This window comes from Methylobacter sp. S3L5C (assembly GCF_022788635.1).
Taxonomy (GTDB): Bacteria; Pseudomonadota; Gammaproteobacteria; order Methylococcales; family Methylomonadaceae; genus Methylobacter_C.
In genome coordinates this window covers 2428313-2444224 of sequence record NZ_CP076024.1, presented here as the reverse complement: position 1 = coordinate 2444224, position 15912 = coordinate 2428313, and the positions used below count along the sequence as shown (strand labels likewise).

Genomic DNA, 15912 nt, shown 5'->3' with positions numbered 1-15912 from the left:
AACAACAGGACATTACATAGTCACAATCAGTACCGTCAAGCGGTTATTTTTACTCGTGCAAACTTCCTCTTTCCTACCTGATAAACATTTTCGGCATTGACTGATATCTCAAGCTTTGGATCAGAAACCTTTTCTCCGTCAATCTTTACAGCACCTTGATTTATCAATCTAATTGCTTCAGAGGTACTACTCGTTAATCCGGCATCCTTCAATAAATTGGCAATAAAATAACTACTGCCCTCGGCTTTTAATTCCAACTCATCCATTTCATCCGGCATTGCTCCACGCTGAAATCTGGCTTCAAAATTTTCCAGCGCCTTATTGGCAGCAGCGACATCATGAAATCTTTCTATAATTTCTTGAGCCAATTTCACTTTATAGTTGCGGGGATTTGCACCTTGCTCGCACTCCTGCGCCCATAACTTAATTTCCGTCATTGGACGAAAACTTAACAATTCAAAATATCGCCACATTAATTCATCAGATATGGACATTAATTTGCCGAACATATCATCAGCAGCATCGGCTATACCTATATAGTTATTAAGTGACTTAGACATTTTCTGCACGCCATCCAAGCCTTCAAGAAGGGGCATTGTAATAACAACTTGTGGTTTTTGCCCAAAAACTTCTTGTAACTGACGCCCAACCAACAAATTAAATTTTTGATCGGTACCACCCAACTCCACATCGGCTTTCATGGCTACGGAATCATAGCCTTGTATTAATGGGTACAAGAACTCATGAATGGCAATCGGTTGTCCCCCCTTAAAGCGCTTACTAAAATCATCTCGCTCCAACATTCTTGCAACGGTATGCTTGGCTGCCAGCTGAATTAAATCTGCTGATGACATTGCATTCATCCAACTTGAGTTAAACATGACCAATGTTTTAGCGGGATCCAGGATTTTGAAAATCTGCTCTTCATACGTTTTTGCGTTATCAATAACCTCATCCCGGGTTAATGGCTTACGGGTGATATTTTTCCCGGTGGGATCACCAATCATCCCGGTAAAATCGCCAATCAAAAACAGCACCTCATGACCTAAATCCTGAAACTGTTTTAATTTATTAATAAGCACGGTATGCCCTAAATGTAAATCCGGAGCGGTCGGATCAAAACCCGCCTTGATTCGCAAAGGTCGACCTTCTTCCAGCTTTTTAATTAACTCCTGTTTAATTAAAACCTCATCCGTGCCTCTTAGAAGGCTTGCCAATACGTCCTCTTGCAATTTAGTTCTCCAAATTTAATCGTTAATAAATCAGATCATTATAGAATTAATGATCAGATCGACTGCATAAATATTTTTATAATGCCGGTAAATTAGTAAATCCTTCAAAAATCCCTTAAAATGATTTTCAGTGAAAATTTAGGATTCCTGTTTTGAATAAATTCCAACTACTTAACCATATATCGTGAAAAATAAATTTTATATCTCCTTATTACTGTGGATAGGTTTAGCTTTTACAGCCACGACTAGTTACGCCAAACCTACCCATAACAAACATGCTCGCGCTTCTGCCAAGAGCGTCAAATCCACTTCCAAGCATACACCCAACCGTAAAAAACACCCGACCGAAAAACAGCTAATTAAAGCCTCCAATAACAAAGCCAAACCAAAGCTACGGTCCATATACACTGCGCAACAGGTAACAACCCGAAAACAACTTTCACTTTCAGTTGAAAACACTTACCTGGCTAATCACCAAGATGACTTATTTTTAGAGCCCACTGAGAATAATGAACGCATTCACACCCTTATAACGCCACACAATCAAGATAATCTTGTTGACCACTCAACCGATGCAACCGATGAAGCGCCAAGTCATATTACCAGCGTTCACGGTACAATTAATTCATCCTTATCCTCGGCAGGGCAACAAGCAGGATTATCAGAGGAGTTAATTTTTCAACTCACAAATATTTTTGCTTGGGACATCGATTTTGCCACAAATCTTCATCGAGGTGATCAATTCACCGTTGTTTATGAGCAAAGCGATAACTCATCCGATAGCTACATCGTTGCCGCTGAATTTGTTAATCAAGGCAGAATATTAACCGCTGTCAGATATAAGGATAGCGAAGGGCAAATCAACTACTACAGCCCTGAAGGCAAACCGATGCGTAAATCTTTTTTAAGTACGCCTGTTGACTATGTACGCATCAGCTCCGGCTTTGATACGAATCGTAAGCATCCCATACTTAACCGAATTAGAGCGCATAAAGGTGTTGATTACGCCGCAAGAACAGGAACTCCGGTAAAATCAGCAGGAGATGGTGAAATTATTTTTTGTGGTAACAAAGGTGGGTATGGACAAGTAATGATAGTCAAACATGGCGATCACTATGAAACGCTTTACGCACATCTTGCTAATTTTAAAAAAGGTCTTGGCAGTGGGGATATGGTGAAGCAAGGTGACGTTATTGGTTACGTTGGCCAAACCGGTCTGGCAACCGGTCCGCATTTACATTATGAATTCCGTGTTGACGGTATTCATCGCAACCCGGAAACACTTAATCTGGCACAGTCATTACCGCTACATGCAGGAATACTGGCTCACTTTAAAGCACAATCCCGACTCACTTTAGCTGAACTGAATAAAACCAAAGCACAATCGTTATTTGCTAAAAACCAGTACGATTAATCATAAATTACTCTACAATTTAATAGCATCTGGCCAGATGCCTTCAAGAAAGTATCTGGCCTTCTTCATTAAATAATCAAACATTCATATAAACTGTCAATAACAACTTTTTACGGCTTTAAATTCAAATAATCCCGCATTAAAAAAGGGCAACTTTTCCGTCGCCCCTTTAACTTACATCAAGCAGAAAAAGAAGAGCCGCAACCACAAGTAGTTGTTGCATTCGGGTTGCGAATAACAAATTGCGCACCTGATACATCTTCTTTATAATCAACTTCAGCACCCGCTAAATACTGAATACTCATTGAATCAATCAGCACAGTAACACCACCATTTTCAACACTGGTATCATCTTCATTGACCTCTTCATCAAAGGTGAAACCATATTGAAATCCTGAACACCCACCGCCCGAAACATAAACCCGTAACTTCAGGTTATCATTACCTTCTTCGGCAATTAATTCGCTCACTTTAGAAGCAGCGCTATCAGTAAAAATAATTGGATTAGCCATAAAATAAAACACTCTCTGCGTTAAACATAATTTAATTATGACTATACCCAGCTTTATAGTCAAGATTTATGGATACAAGGCAATTATCTTCAAACCTGCGTCTTCTTGCAACCCAAAAATCAGGTTCATATTTTGAACGGCTTGCCCCGCAGCCCCTTTAACCAAATTATCAATCACTGACAAAATCACAATAACTTGCTTACCTTGCGGCTGATGAATTGAAATCTGACAGTTATTACTACCGCGGACATTACGTGTATCGGGATGGGACCCTTGCGGCAAGACATCTACAAACACTTCATGACGATAGCGTTGCTCATACAAGACTTGAATATCGGCCAAGGTAATTCCGCCTTCTGCCGGAGTAACAAATTGCCCATATAAAGTCGCATGAATTCCGCGTATCATCGGAAGCAAATGCGGCACAAAAGTCAAACCTACCGGTTCTTTAGCGGCAAACGTAAGACCCTGTATAATTTCTGGCAAATGCCGATGGCCATTAACCGCATAGGCTTTAAAACTTTCGCCTGTTTCACTCATTAAAGTAGCCAACTCGGCTTTACGCCCGGCACCACTAACACCGGATTTAACATCCGCAATTAAATGCTTGATATCTATCAAGTCGTTTTCAATCAGCGGTAAAAAACCCAGTTGCACCGCTGTAGGATAACAACCCGGACAAGCAATTAATTGCGCTTGTTTAATCGCCTCACGATTCACTTCAGGCAAACCATAAACAGCTTCGCTTATCAAATCAGGACAGGCGTGCTCCATACCATACCAATGACTCCATTCTTGCGCATCTTTTAGCCTAAAGTCCGCCGAAAGATCAATCACCTTAATACCTCGCCCCAATAACTGCTCAGCCATTAACATAGTGGTACCATTGGGTGTTGCAAAAAATACCACGTCGCATTGAGACAAGGTTTCAATATCCGGCAAACTAAAAGCGACATCAATAGTGCCCCGCAAACTCGGATATAAAGCATCCACCCTTAAGCCCGCATCTGCACGTGAAGTCACGACTGCCACTTCAACCTCTGCATGCAAAGCTAAAATCCGCAATAATTCAACACCCGTATAACCTGTTCCGCCGACAATACCTGCACGAATCATTTTTTATCCTATTACACATTGTTTATGAAAATCACTGAGGCATATAATAACCGCATCCAACTTTTTACAGTACTCACTTATGAAACTTCCGGACACTATGCAGGCCTTTAAAATAGTTAATAGTCATTTAAAACTGACCGAATGCCCTATTCCCACACCGGCGAATCATCAAGTATTAATTAAAATAGCCGCTGCTGGTGTTAATCGGCCCGATATTATGCAACGTAAAGGCTTATATCCTGCGCCTTTGGGTGCATCTGATACACCAGGATTAGAAATTTCAGGAACCATTGTCGCAACGGGCGCGATGGTTACCCATCTTAAGCCAAGCGACACCGTTTGTGCTTTAGTGACAGGCGGTGGTTATGCCGAATATTGTCTGGCCACTGCATCACACTGTTTACCGATCCCCAAAGGCTTGTCTTTTATTCAGGCAGCGGCATTACCTGAAACTTTTTTTACTGTTTGGAGTAATGTATTTGATCGCGCCAAACTACTGCCACACGAAACATTGTTGGTACATGGCGGCAGCAGCGGCATCGGTACAACAGCCATACAACTTGCCAAGGCGTTTGATGCTAAAGTCATTGTCACGGCAGGCTCTGACGCTAAATGTAACAGTTGTCTGGAACTTGGCGCAGATGCCGTCATTAATTACAAAGAACAAGATTTTGTTAAAGAAATCAATCGGCTTACAGATACTAAAGGTGTCGATGTCATTCTCGACATGATAGGCGGTGATTATTTCCCACGTAACCTACAATGTATGGCATTCGATGCCCGACTCGTGCAAATCGCCATTCAAAACGGCGCGAAAACTGAAATCAACTTGCTATCTCTTATGATAAAACGGCTAACCATAACTGGATCAACATTAAGAGCCAGAGACGATGATTTTAAAGCCGACATCGCCCAAAAATTACATCAAAAAGTATGGCCTTTATTGGCAACCGGAAAAATAAAACCCATTATTCACGTCACCTTTGCACTCAAAGACGCAGGCAAAGCCCATGAATTAATGGAAACCAGTCAACATATCGGTAAAATAATATTAGAGAATTAACGAGATGAATTACACCACACTTGTTTCCGCAGCCACATTAAATCAACAACTTAAAAACCCTAAATGGGTCGTTGTGGATTGTCGATTTTCTATGGTCGATAATGATGCAGGTAGCCATGCTTATCGCCACGGCCATATAGCCCATGCCCGCTATGCTCACTTAAACAATGATCTGTCATCAGCTATAACTGACTTTACCGGACGACATCCACTCCCCGACTTTACGCTGTTGGCAAAAAAACTGGGAGCATGGGGGATTACTAATGACACCCAAGTCATCGTTTATGATGATGCAGGCGGTGCTTTTGCAGGACGCTTATGGTGGTTATTACGCTGCTTGGGGCATGATAAAGTCGCAGTATTGGATGGCGGCAGTCAATGCTGGCAACAACAAGGCTTTTCGATAACCACTACATTACCAACCATAAAACCTAATACTTTCCGGCCATATTTAAACACCAATTCTTGGCTAAAAGCTTCACAAATCCAAAACAGTCTCGCAAGAAAAACAATATGCCTGATTGATGCCAGAACACCCGAACGATATCGTGGCGGGCAAGAACCCATAGACCCGGTTGCAGGCCATATTCCAGGCGCATTAAACCGCCCTTTCCAATTAAATATTGACAACAATGGCTTGTTTTTACCAGCCGACTCATTACACCACCAATTTAAAAATCTTATCGGCACAATCGATCCTGAACAAGTGGTTCATTATTGCGGCTCTGGCGTAACCGCCTGTCATAACTTACTGGCAATGGAACACGCCGGATTAAGTGGCTCCAAAATTTATGCAGGCTCATGGAGTGAATGGATCAAGGACAAAAATCGGATGATAATGACAGATAACGCAAAAAATAAATAAACCAAAGATGTGGTCGTAACAACGAAAAAAGATCAACCACCGTATAGGGAATTACCCGTATACGGTCACTGATCTTATTGGTCCAATCTTAAAAATTATCGAGATGAAACATATCGCTATTCGGCAATCTCAATACTGACTTATCCTTTTCCAGTTTTCAGGTAAGATCAAGATCTGTAAATAAAGGTTTTTCCAAAAACGACAGTGACTTATCGCCTACCACCGCCCATTACCTATATAAGATCCTGCAGCGGCACCGAGTCCCGCAGCAACGGGATTACCGTTACCCATTTCGTAACCCAAAACACTACCTACTACACCTCCAGCCAAGCCTTGGTGAGATCGCTGGTCATAGCCTGAATACTGGGGTTGTTGGGGATAGTAAGGCTGAGGTTGCGGATAATAACGAACTTGAGGTTCGGCATAATAATAATTCACTTGAGGCTGCGGATAATAGTGGTCACGGTGGTGGCCATGATGCCCATGATGCCCTCTATCATGATGATCATAACCGTAGCCTCCCCGTCCATGATGATCATCAGCAGAAGAAATAGCTGAATAGGTTACTACAGCGACCGTTAACTGAATTAAAAAAAATAATTTTTTCATTAGATTCCTTTGGATAAGTAATTAATACTACTGATATATCAACAAAATTAAATCATTTAGTTATAAACTTTGGAGGCCATTATTACTGCCTAAATATGAATGAATGCTTAATATAAACAAAGATTCGTTAATTTTTCATAAGCTACTGATAACAATATTGAATCGATGATGCCAGCTTAATATACTTAAGGCATTGGCACATTTATTGGGATAACAAAATATCGATAGTAATTCTTGCCAATATAAAGCCCAAAAATAGCACTCTTATCATCGCGTAAAATTCGAATTGATCTTACACGGCTTCAGCTGATCGAATTATCTTCCTCCAGACATCCCGTTACCAAGAAAAGAATCCGCCGCAGCACCAAGTCCGCTAGCTAACGGATCTCCGTTGCCAAGCTCGCAACCCAACACTACCGACGACAACACCTGCCAAGCCTTGATGAGAGCGTGGATCTTGACGCTCTTGGTAATATCTTCTTTCTTCAGACTGGTATTGATGATATCTATGGTGTCCATGATCATGGTCATGGTCATGGTCATGGTCATCTGCAAAAGCGTAAGATGAAATTGAGTACACGGCAACAATTGCAATTAATTTGACTAATGTAAGTGACTTTTTCATAGAATTTTTTTGAGTTCATAATAAATAGATAATGAATTCAATACCTTCGCCAAAAATTAGGCCGCTCTCGCATGAATCCTGTTAATTTCTGCGGCTTGGAAGATACGGTCGTCGATTAAAAATGTGTCATCATTTTTGTCCAGCGAATTAATAATCCGCTGCGTGTATTTTCGGGTTCTGAAGATGGCTTTCAAATCCAGCATACTGCCCTTGTTGGTTGCCTCTATTTTTGCCGATAAAAACGGTGAAAAAGTGACCATGAACATGGAGAAATTAGCCGCATTGTTAACTTGCATTTCTTTGACACTCATAAAATCTTTATTGTGTACAATGCCCACAGGTGCAAATCGTTTCATAATAGGTGTGTTTGGTATTGGTCAAATGGATACCGGGCGTGTTCGGATCAGCCCACTCAACATCAACTGTTTCAAAGGCGGTATAGGCTTTCGCGGTATCTGGCTTCAATTCACGGTCACAGCGTACGCAATTTTCCGGATAATAATGCGCTTCTGCAGTGACTTCTATCTTTTTCTCGCTTCCGTAGTCGGGCATCCCCAGTTGTTTGGCCGCTTTCCGTTTGTCGTTTGTTGCCTCATCTTGCTGGTTGGTTAGCTGTGTCTCGTCTGCCTCGGTCGGTGCTTTTTCCTCGCTTCCGGTTTTCGATGCGCCTTCGGTGTCCAGGCCGCGAGCATCTTCGCCAGAAAATTCATCCTGCCCTTGTTGTTGCTCCTGACCTTCATCGCTGGTGTAACAAAATCGAACGAGCGACGAAACCATCTCGAAAAGATTTTTTCATTCAAAGGACTATAACGGCCAAGATTTCGGAAATTTACCCGTCCCGGCAGATAAGTCAGGGTTGTTAGCAAGATGGACATAAATTTACGCTGCGGTTTTGCTACACTGGACATTTGCTGCAGAATGGGTTCTATTAAGTACATTGGGGCCTTTGATGTGTTGGGCTGTTATCGTCGATGACTACATCTTCCCACGCTGGATGCTTCCAAACTAATTTTAATCAAATCAAAACTGTCCGAAGTATTTAGCTAACCGCCAGTTTATTATTGGTGAACGATTTTATTGACCGACTTAAAGGCAACTATATGAAAACTCATTTTCACTGGGCAGGACTATTAACTGCGTTCTTTTGTCTGTCGGCACCGGCTGCCGATCTGGATCGGTCAACCGTAGAACAACGTCTCGCCAAAGCAGATAAAACCCATCTCGCCGACCTACGCAGAAAGGATTTAACCGGTCTGGATTTATCAAGTTTAGACTTTAAATTGGCCGATTTGTGGGGCTCGGATTTACGCCGTGCCAATTTCAGCAATAGTGAGTTATCCGGCGTGAATCTGGATTTATCGGTACTATCGAAAGTCGACTTTTCAAATGCCAACCTATCCAATACCAGTATTTTTGCGGTGCATGTCGGTGGGGCAAATTTGAGCAATGCCAATTTAAGTAATAGCCGATTTATTGGCATAATGGATCGAGCCAATTTATCTCATGCTAATCTCGCACACGCCAACTGGGGAGCAGATATGAAAAACCAGTCAATGGGTTTGATGCGAGCAAGTCTGAATAATGTCAATTTCTCGGGAGCCAATCTCTCCGATGCCAATTTTGACCGTGCCTTAATGCGCTTTGCCAACTTCTCGGGAGCAAATCTGCAAAATACCGTGCTTTTTGGCGTTGACCTTTCCGGCGCAGATTTTTCAGGAGCTAATTTGTCAGGTGCTGATTTGACAGGAACTTCACTTGAAGATACCAATTTTTCTGGAGCGGATCTGGCGGGCACCAAATTTGCGGGTGTTAAGGATAAATCGAAGTTAAAAGGTTTGAGTTCTGCCAAAAATGTGGACAAAGCGATTATTGATTGATGACAAAGACACAGGGTGCAAACTCTAAAACACGCACATTGTACCTTTAACCTGAATCAGTTAACTTTCAACAATCTCCTGTGCTTTTCTGGTTTCGCCTTTGCCTATCGTAAGTAAATCCCAAACCAACAAGATAAATCCGGCAAATGTTACGCCACCAAAAAATAAACGCCAGACCATCGCACTTTGAAATGACGGATGATTTTGTGCGGTAAAATATCCCGACCAAGTTGAGCCTTCGACGGCACGCTCTATAAATGATTGTTCGTAACCTGCAATCAATAGCGCAATGGTCATCCCCAGCACACCGCCATTGAGCAAGCCTAAAGCCCATTTCCAGCGCCAGGCATTTTGACTACCACCACCAATCCAGACGTCACCACGCCAATGTTGAATAGCCAGATAAAAGAAGGCAATATTAATCGTGGCATAGGCACCAAAAAATACCAAATGACCATAGGATGCCGACCACTGTGTTCCATACGTGTAGATATTAATTTGTGGCAAGGTATGCATAAACCCCCACACACCGGCACCAAAAAAATTACCAAAAGCTTGAGCGATAATCCAGGCCAATGCCGGGGGATTGCCGTTTTTGAAGGCGTGTCTACCGGAATCATAAACTGCATGAACCATCATGGCGACCAGTGGAATAAGTTCAAGAGCCGAGAAAAAACCACCGATGATTAACCAGTATTCCGGTGTACCAATCCAAAAATAAAGATGTCCCAAACCCAAAATACCCGAACCAAACATCAAGGCGACTTCAATATATAGCCAGGTCTGAATAATTTTACGTCTACCCCCCAGTAGTTTGATCAATGATCACGCCATAATGACGCCGACCAGCACTTCCCAGGTTGCTTCAACCCACAAATGAATGACCCACCACCAGTATTGCTCGTGGGTAATATTGGCCATATAAAACATTCCGGCGACATATAATCCCGCCAAAACCACCAAATCTGGCGTTAAAACGCCGGCAATACCCGACCATTTACCTTTACTAAAAGTTGCAACAACGTTATAGAAAAAAATCGGTATCACAATGACAATGTCGATATCGGCCCAACGTGGCGCTTCAATATATTCACGACCTTAGTTAATAAACCAAAGACTGGAATCCTTGCCGAGGCCAATTTGTACCAACAAATACACCAGCACTATCAGAATAACCGCAGCAATAAATACCCAGAAAGCGATATTACCCAAATTTAAGCCGACAATTTCAGTGCCACTCTCATCTTTAAGAAACCAATAAACGCAGCCCATAAAGCCAAACAACATCCAAACAATCATGGCGTTGATGTGTAACATGCGGTTGGCATTGAAATCCAGAATTTCGTAAAGAAAGCCGGGGTAGATAAATTATGTCGCTGCCAACAAGCCAAATAAAATTTGTGCAAAAACAAAATAACCGCAACGGTAAAATATTTAACGGCCAGTTGTTACCCGTCACTTAAATGACTACTATCTAATTGCACCCAGGCTTTAAAGTTACCGAAACAGGCTTGTGATTTCTCACATAAAGTAACCACATTCTGAATGACCCCATTTGATCGGCTTGTAGTCATGCTCATTCCTCCGCATTAATGGTTTTAAAGTTATAAGGAAAGCCATTGGTATCAATACTCGACATCCATTTCAAAAAGGCCACAATACCTTTCGCTTCCTGTTCGGTAATATCCAGATTGGGAATTTTTCTTGGGATGCATTAAAAAGCTGGCCATCATGTCAGCGCATTTCTTTGGAAATCCAGCCCTTATCCAACCAGGATTTAGTTAAATCAGGTGCGTAATAAGCGCCATTACCTAGTAAAGTATGGCAATTCATACAGTTTTTGGCTTATGTGGCTTTTTTACCCAAATCGACTAATTGCCGCGCTTCTTCTTCCGTATATTCCTTGCCAAATAAAAACTCGTTTTCACCAATAACCGGCATGGATTTATGTAAATCCTTATTCTATTGATAATCGATTTTTTTGTTAATAACACTGTAGGCAGGGACACGTTTACTACCCGCACTGGTTTTACTTAATGAATCGATGGTTAACACTACTAAAACCAAAAATGATCCTGCGGTTACCCATATTGCCGTTTTTTTTCAGAATGATTCCGAAGCCCGTAAGGGTGTTTCATTCATAGACTATCCTTTGTTGTTGTCGATAAATCATCGGTATGTGTTTTAACACACAAATACCAGATACCTATTGGTGCAAAAAAATAGCCTGTCACCATCACAAAAGAAATGGTAAGCCAGTAACCGTGAAATTGAGCTGCGTATGTTAATTCAGCTACTGAGAGTATCAACACAAAATAAGACAGATAAGCAGTAACTTTAATACGCCAATTTGGATTAACTTTAGACCAGGCAAACAATAATGGGTAACTTGCACCGGCCAGAATGATCAAAGCGGCAGAGAAAAAAGTAATAAAAAAATCTTGCAAAGCGACGGGTTCAATCATGAGTAATTCATCAGAATGTCCATTATGTAAAGCGGCGTAAAGTGAATGCCAGGCGCTATACCACAATAAATTAATGGCTCTTAGATAAAAAACCTGGCTGCATTAATCAGGGTTTTGTAAACTCCCCATGATAAGGGAATAACAACCACTATCCAGGCTAACCAGACCATTACCTTAGACGTGGGTTTAATAGCGTCCCTGCCCTGCTCTTTATCCGCTATAAAATGTCCATCCTCCTCCGCTATTATTTCACGAGCATGATGTTTTTCTTCGGCCAGCTCCTTAGCGGTCATAAACCACTTATCGGCCACGGGGCGAATCAACAAATTACACAGCAAGCCTGCCATTAACAATCCGGCCAGAATCATCATGGTTTGGTTGTAAACCTGCTCACGTGGCAAACCCAAACTCAATTGATAATCACGCATATAATTAACTATCACCGGCCCCAAAATCCCCGCCGTTGCCCAGGCAGTCAACAAACGACCATGAATGGCTCCAACCATTTGGGTACCAAATAAATCCGCGAGATAAGCGGGAGCCGTCGAAAAACCACCACCATACATACTTAAAATAACGCAGAATGCAGCGACAAAAAGCAGCTTGTTACCGGCATCGGCACTGCCAGGAATGCTGATATACAACAAACCGCCCAGCACGAAAAAAATAATAAAGGTCATTTTACGGCCGAAAAAGTCTGACAAAGTTGCCCAAAAAAACCGGCCACCGATATTGAACAGACTCAACAGCGCAGTGAAACCTGCAGCAATACCGGCAATCGCGGCCAGTTCGGTTTTATCCAGTTCACTGTAGGTTTTGGCGACGCCAATTAATTGACCGCCAAAAACCTCTTGCAACATGGGCGATGACATCCCGATCACGCCAATACCGGCACTAACATTCATGCATAAGGCGGCCCACAGCAACCAAAACTGTTTAATCTTGTAAATGTTTTTAACATGAACATGATGCGGCGTAATCATGCCATTGTTCTTTTTGGCGATGCGAGGCGTCCAGCCTAATGGTTTCCAACCGGAAGCAGGAATACGATAACTCAAGGCACCAGTTATCATAAAAACGAAGTAGATAACCGCCATAACCATAAAAGTTTGCATAACACCCACATCAGTTGGTGTTGCAAAATGATTCATCAATGCCGTTGCCAGCGGTGAACCGATCATTGCGCCACCGCCAAAACCCATAATGGCCATGCCGGTTGCCATACCACGACGATCCGGAAACCATTTAATTAGTGTAGACACCGGAGAAATATAACCCAGCCCCAAACCGATGCCGCCAATGACGCCCGAACCGAGCAGCATTATCCAAAACTGATGTAAATAAATGCCTAACGCCGACAGCAACATACCGCCACACCAACATAAGGCACTGATTACTGCCGCTTTACGTGGGCCAACATGCTCCAACCATCCACCCCAAAGTGATGCAGATGAACCCAAAAACACAAAAAACAATGTGTACATCCAACCCAGCGTAGAAATATTCCAGTCACAGTGGGTAATAAACAATTCCTGAAAAAAACCGACATCAGCACCACAGGCAATACTGTCTTTGATACCGAGAGCTTTAGAAAGCGGTAACCAAAAAACTGAGAAGCCATAAGCCATACCAATACACAAATGAATTGCCAACGCCGCTGGCGGGACTAACCAGCGATTGAAGCCCGGACCGGCAATAGTGCATTCCTTGTCTAAAAAATTTACTGAGGGTTTAGTCATGGTTTCTGCTTGTTTTTGAGTAATTAAACGATAAATTATACGTGGCACGATCACTGATTGCATTGTTGCCAGGTTTAAACAGGAAGCAAGATACAAAAATAAACCACCACTTTGGTAGTAATCTGCGTGACCGCAATTAAAAAAATGTGAATATTTTTCTTCGTGCCTTCGTGGTGAATAATTTTTTAACCCGTTTTTTGATAAAAGTTTCACTGTCTGTTAAGCGATGCAAACACTTAAATCGTAGTGCTGGTTTTAAGTTTTCTTACAAAGACAATGAAACTCTTGTAGAATCTAAGTGTCTCTTTGCCCGTTGGCTTTTAACTTGAGTGGCAACTTTGGATTAACTCTTAATGGTTTATCCCGACTTACACAAAGCCCGTTTTGTTAATCATTTATTTAAGGAATCTAACTAAAATGCGATTAAATACTGCTATTTCACGTCCGGAAGCAAGCATTCTGGCAAGCAATAAAGTACTAAAAAATACTTACATGCTGCTATCAATGACCTTGATTTTCAGTGCCATGACCGCAGGTGCGGCAATGTACCTTAATCTGCCGCCTTTTGGCATGATTGTTACCTTGGTAGGTTTTTACGGTTTATTTTTCTTAACGGCAAAATTTAGCGACAGTGCAGTAGGTCTGCTTTTTGTCTTCGCTTTAACCGGTTTTATGGGTTTAACACTGGGCCCTATTTTATCCATGTATGTTCAAGCTTTCAGTAATGGCCATGAGCTTATCATGATGGCCCTAGGCGGTACCGGCGTTATTTTTATGGGGCTTTCAGGCTATGCATTAACCACACGCAAAGACTTTAGTTACATGGGCGGGTTTTTGATGGTTGGCGTACTGGTCGCCTTTCTGGCAGGTATTGGCGCAATCGTTTTTGCTATCCCTGCCTTATCACTGGCAGTATCAGCCATGTTTATTTTGCTGATGTCAGGTATGATCCTTTATCAAACCAGCCAAATAGTCAACGGTGGTGAAACCAACTATATTCTGGCAACGGTTTCTTTATATGTGTCTATTTACAACTTGTTCCTGAGTTTATTGCAATTGCTGGGCGCATTTAACGGCAGAAATTAAAACAGCAAATAATTGTGTTTGATTGACTGTTAAAGCGACAAGCATAATTTGGATAAGTCAGCATGTACATTCAGCAGACAAGCGCTTTTGCTTTAGCGCTGAATGTACCTGTCTTAAGTTGGTTATTAGCGCATTTTAAAAGTTGAACTGTAACTGGTTTCCCTGTCAAAATGATCCCAGATATAATTAGGCTTAACTATTGCCTCAGTGGGAATAATAAAAGTCACCAAATCCAAAACGCCACACAAACTGCGTCCCAAAGTGTGTCCAAGACCTACCATAAAGCCTACTGTTGCCCCATAAACAGGCCCTTTTTCATTGCTCATTACCATAATGGTTTTAGGAATTTCGCCTACTCCGGTAATTGTATTGGCAAAACCGGTAGCCACTTTTTCGCCAACAATAGTAGGGTAATCTCTCGCCATTGCCACATGTGGTATAAAAAAGAATAACGCGAATAAAATAGGTAATATTTTCAACATCTGCTTCATCAATAATTCCATACAATAAAATTTAGAAGACCTATCTTATCCAAAACCCTCATCCTACTGCAAATACAATACAAAAAAGCCCTCTTTTTCGGCTAATGCTTTTATGGTTTGCAACCAAGAAATTTCCCTTACAGCTTCCTCTCCGGGAACAACAATCAATTTAATAATGCTTAGTTAAGCAAGCGACTGATGATAATCATGGTTTCCTTAAGCCTTATTATTTGATGCCCCCAAATTTGCCACTGAAATGTCGCTAAAATGAAGCCCAGCCACTATTAAAATGAAAGGCAAGCTTAGGAGATTGGATTAGGCGATAACAGTAACCGAATCTATACGTTAGTTATCAAGCTTCAGCGCAAATTAAAAAGCCTGTTATGCTGAAAAATCACTCAGCCAATACCTCAACCAAATCAATTACTAGATCAGGAAACAACACCGGACTGGCATTATCTTCTTCTAAATACATGGCTATCAACTCATATTTTTCTGTTTGTGCGTTTAAAAAAAATTGATGTACCGATTGTTCATAAGAGTAAACCAGCCAATATTCTTTTACCCCACTTTCCTGGTATAAGGCATATTTTTCCTGGGTTTCGCGTTTGGAATTTCCCTTCGACAAGATTTCAATAATCCAATCCGGCGCACCGTTGCAGCCCTGATTATCCAATTTGTCGGCATCACAAATGACACACAAATCAGGTTGAAAAACCGCGACATTTTCTTGATTGGTAAGAATTTATTTTCTTTGGCTATATAAACGCACATCAAATGGCGCGTAGAACAATTTACAGGATTTTTTATGAAAGTACGAGTAAGAT

16 protein-coding genes and 2 pseudogenes are annotated in these 15912 nt (G+C 41.7%); 5 read left to right on the top strand and 13 right to left on the bottom strand.

Translation table 11 applies throughout. From position 1 onward, the window contains the following. Nucleotides 1-35: 35 nt before the first annotated feature. Entirely contained in the window at nucleotides 36-1232 is a 1197-nt protein-coding gene (gene tyrS, locus KKZ03_RS10885; protein WP_243216897.1) for a tyrosine--tRNA ligase, read from the bottom strand. A 184-nt stretch (nucleotides 1233-1416) separates the two neighbouring features. Between tyrS and KKZ03_RS10880 the strand changes: the two genes are divergently transcribed. Then, on the top strand, nucleotides 1417-2646 hold the full coding sequence (locus KKZ03_RS10880; RefSeq protein WP_243216896.1) for a peptidoglycan DD-metalloendopeptidase family protein: 1230 nt from the start codon (nucleotides 1417-1419) through the stop codon (nucleotides 2644-2646). A 179-nt stretch (nucleotides 2647-2825) separates the two neighbouring features. Here KKZ03_RS10880 and erpA read toward each other — a convergent pair whose 3' ends face one another. Both erpA and argC read right to left on the bottom strand, forming a co-directional pair. Continuing rightward, nucleotides 2826-3158 carry an iron-sulfur cluster insertion protein ErpA gene (gene erpA, locus KKZ03_RS10875; RefSeq protein WP_243216895.1) on the bottom strand — a complete coding sequence of 111 codons (333 nt, stop codon included), beginning with the start codon at nucleotides 3156-3158 and terminating at the stop codon, nucleotides 2826-2828. Nucleotides 3159-3224: 66 nt separating this feature from the next. Next, nucleotides 3225-4274, bottom strand: a complete 1050-nt coding sequence (argC, locus tag KKZ03_RS10870; RefSeq protein ID WP_243216894.1) for an N-acetyl-gamma-glutamyl-phosphate reductase — start codon at nucleotides 4272-4274, stop codon at nucleotides 3225-3227. A gap of 79 nt (nucleotides 4275-4353) precedes the next feature. Between argC and KKZ03_RS10865 the strand changes: the two genes are divergently transcribed. Together KKZ03_RS10865 and KKZ03_RS10860 are read left to right on the top strand one after the other, a co-directional pair. Further along, on the top strand, nucleotides 4354-5337 hold the full coding sequence (locus KKZ03_RS10865) for an NAD(P)H-quinone oxidoreductase (RefSeq protein WP_243216893.1): 984 nt from the start codon (nucleotides 4354-4356) through the stop codon (nucleotides 5335-5337). A gap of 4 nt (nucleotides 5338-5341) precedes the next feature. Further along, nucleotides 5342-6202: a sulfurtransferase gene (locus tag KKZ03_RS10860; RefSeq protein WP_243216892.1), complete on the top strand. Its 861-nt coding sequence runs from the start codon at nucleotides 5342-5344 to the stop codon at nucleotides 6200-6202. 216 nt (nucleotides 6203-6418) lie between these two features. Here the strand turns inward: KKZ03_RS10860 and KKZ03_RS10855 are convergent, their stop codons facing one another. The 4 genes from KKZ03_RS10855 to KKZ03_RS10840 form a co-directional block, all read right to left on the bottom strand. Further along, a complete protein-coding gene (locus KKZ03_RS10855) occupies nucleotides 6419-6811 on the bottom strand; it encodes a hypothetical protein (protein WP_243216891.1) in 393 nt (130 codons plus the stop codon). A 315-nt stretch (nucleotides 6812-7126) separates the two neighbouring features. Beyond that, nucleotides 7127-7354 (bottom strand): hypothetical protein, encoded by a 228-nt coding sequence (locus KKZ03_RS10850; RefSeq protein WP_243216890.1) that lies wholly within the window; start codon nucleotides 7352-7354, stop codon nucleotides 7127-7129. Nucleotides 7355-7492: 138 nt separating this feature from the next. Beyond that, nucleotides 7493-7747 (bottom strand): hypothetical protein, encoded by a 255-nt coding sequence (locus KKZ03_RS10845; protein WP_243216889.1) that lies wholly within the window; start codon nucleotides 7745-7747, stop codon nucleotides 7493-7495. Between the two features lie 7 nt (nucleotides 7748-7754). Then, on the bottom strand, nucleotides 7755-8213 hold the full coding sequence (locus KKZ03_RS10840; protein ID WP_243216888.1) for a hypothetical protein: 459 nt from the start codon (nucleotides 8211-8213) through the stop codon (nucleotides 7755-7757). Between the two features lie 323 nt (nucleotides 8214-8536). Between KKZ03_RS10840 and KKZ03_RS10835 the strand changes: the two genes are divergently transcribed. Beyond that, on the top strand, nucleotides 8537-9313 hold the full coding sequence (locus KKZ03_RS10835; RefSeq protein WP_243216887.1) for a pentapeptide repeat-containing protein: 777 nt from the start codon (nucleotides 8537-8539) through the stop codon (nucleotides 9311-9313). 60 nt (nucleotides 9314-9373) lie between these two features. Here KKZ03_RS10835 and KKZ03_RS10830 read toward each other — a convergent pair. From KKZ03_RS10830 to KKZ03_RS10815, 4 genes and pseudogenes are all read right to left on the bottom strand, one after another. Continuing rightward, nucleotides 9374-10758, bottom strand: a pseudogene (locus KKZ03_RS10830) (cbb3-type cytochrome c oxidase subunit I). Between the two features lie 131 nt (nucleotides 10759-10889). Beyond that, nucleotides 10890-11404, bottom strand: a pseudogene (locus KKZ03_RS10825) (cytochrome c). Nucleotides 11405-11451: 47 nt separating this feature from the next. Further along, nucleotides 11452-11778: a hypothetical protein gene (locus KKZ03_RS10820; protein ID WP_243216886.1), complete on the bottom strand. Its 327-nt coding sequence runs from the start codon at nucleotides 11776-11778 to the stop codon at nucleotides 11452-11454. An 80-nt stretch (nucleotides 11779-11858) separates the two neighbouring features. After that, a complete protein-coding gene (locus KKZ03_RS10815; protein WP_243216885.1) occupies nucleotides 11859-13517 on the bottom strand; it encodes an OFA family MFS transporter in 1659 nt (552 codons plus the stop codon). A gap of 417 nt (nucleotides 13518-13934) precedes the next feature. On the opposite strand from KKZ03_RS10815, the gene KKZ03_RS10810 reads away from it, so the two are divergent. After that, nucleotides 13935-14603 (top strand): Bax inhibitor-1/YccA family protein, encoded by a 669-nt coding sequence (locus KKZ03_RS10810; protein WP_243216884.1) that lies wholly within the window; start codon nucleotides 13935-13937, stop codon nucleotides 14601-14603. 125 nt (nucleotides 14604-14728) lie between these two features. Here KKZ03_RS10810 and KKZ03_RS10805 read toward each other — a convergent pair whose 3' ends face one another. Continuing rightward, nucleotides 14729-15094, bottom strand: coding sequence for an exosortase system-associated protein, TIGR04073 family (locus KKZ03_RS10805; RefSeq protein WP_243216883.1), 366 nt, complete (start codon nucleotides 15092-15094; stop codon nucleotides 14729-14731). A gap of 385 nt (nucleotides 15095-15479) precedes the next feature. Continuing rightward, a complete protein-coding gene (locus KKZ03_RS22020) occupies nucleotides 15480-15788 on the bottom strand; it encodes a Uma2 family endonuclease (protein ID WP_371744707.1) in 309 nt (102 codons plus the stop codon). Nucleotides 15789-15912: the final 124 nt, after the last annotated feature.

Bases quoted from the DNA above. Each gene is read 5' to 3' on its own strand.
- KKZ03_RS10860 (WP_243216892.1), top strand. From the start codon at position 5,342: ATGAATTACACCACACTTGTTTCCGCAGCCACATTAAATCAACAACTT.
- argC (WP_243216894.1), bottom strand. From the start codon at position 4,274: ATGATTCGTGCAGGTATTGTCGGCGGAACAGGTTATACGGGTGTTGAA.
- KKZ03_RS10865 (WP_243216893.1), top strand. From the start codon at position 4,354: ATGAAACTTCCGGACACTATGCAGGCCTTTAAAATAGTTAATAGTCAT.
- KKZ03_RS10820 (WP_243216886.1), bottom strand. From the start codon at position 11,778: ATGATTGAACCCGTCGCTTTGCAAGATTTTTTTATTACTTTTTTCTCT.
- KKZ03_RS10850 (WP_243216890.1), bottom strand. From the start codon at position 7,354: ATGACCATGACCATGACCATGATCATGGACACCATAGATATCATCAAT.
- erpA (WP_243216895.1), bottom strand. From the start codon at position 3,158: ATGGCTAATCCAATTATTTTTACTGATAGCGCTGCTTCTAAAGTGAGC.
- KKZ03_RS10840 (WP_243216888.1), bottom strand. From the start codon at position 8,213: ATGGTTTCGTCGCTCGTTCGATTTTGTTACACCAGCGATGAAGGTCAG.
- KKZ03_RS10835 (WP_243216887.1), top strand. From the start codon at position 8,537: ATGAAAACTCATTTTCACTGGGCAGGACTATTAACTGCGTTCTTTTGT.
- KKZ03_RS10805 (WP_243216883.1), bottom strand. From the start codon at position 15,094: ATGAAGCAGATGTTGAAAATATTACCTATTTTATTCGCGTTATTCTTT.
- KKZ03_RS10855 (WP_243216891.1), bottom strand. From the start codon at position 6,811: ATGAAAAAATTATTTTTTTTAATTCAGTTAACGGTCGCTGTAGTAACC.
- KKZ03_RS10810 (WP_243216884.1), top strand. From the start codon at position 13,935: ATGCGATTAAATACTGCTATTTCACGTCCGGAAGCAAGCATTCTGGCA.
- KKZ03_RS10815 (WP_243216885.1), bottom strand. From the start codon at position 13,517: ATGACTAAACCCTCAGTAAATTTTTTAGACAAGGAATGCACTATTGCC.
- KKZ03_RS10845 (WP_243216889.1), bottom strand. From the start codon at position 7,747: ATGAGTGTCAAAGAAATGCAAGTTAACAATGCGGCTAATTTCTCCATG.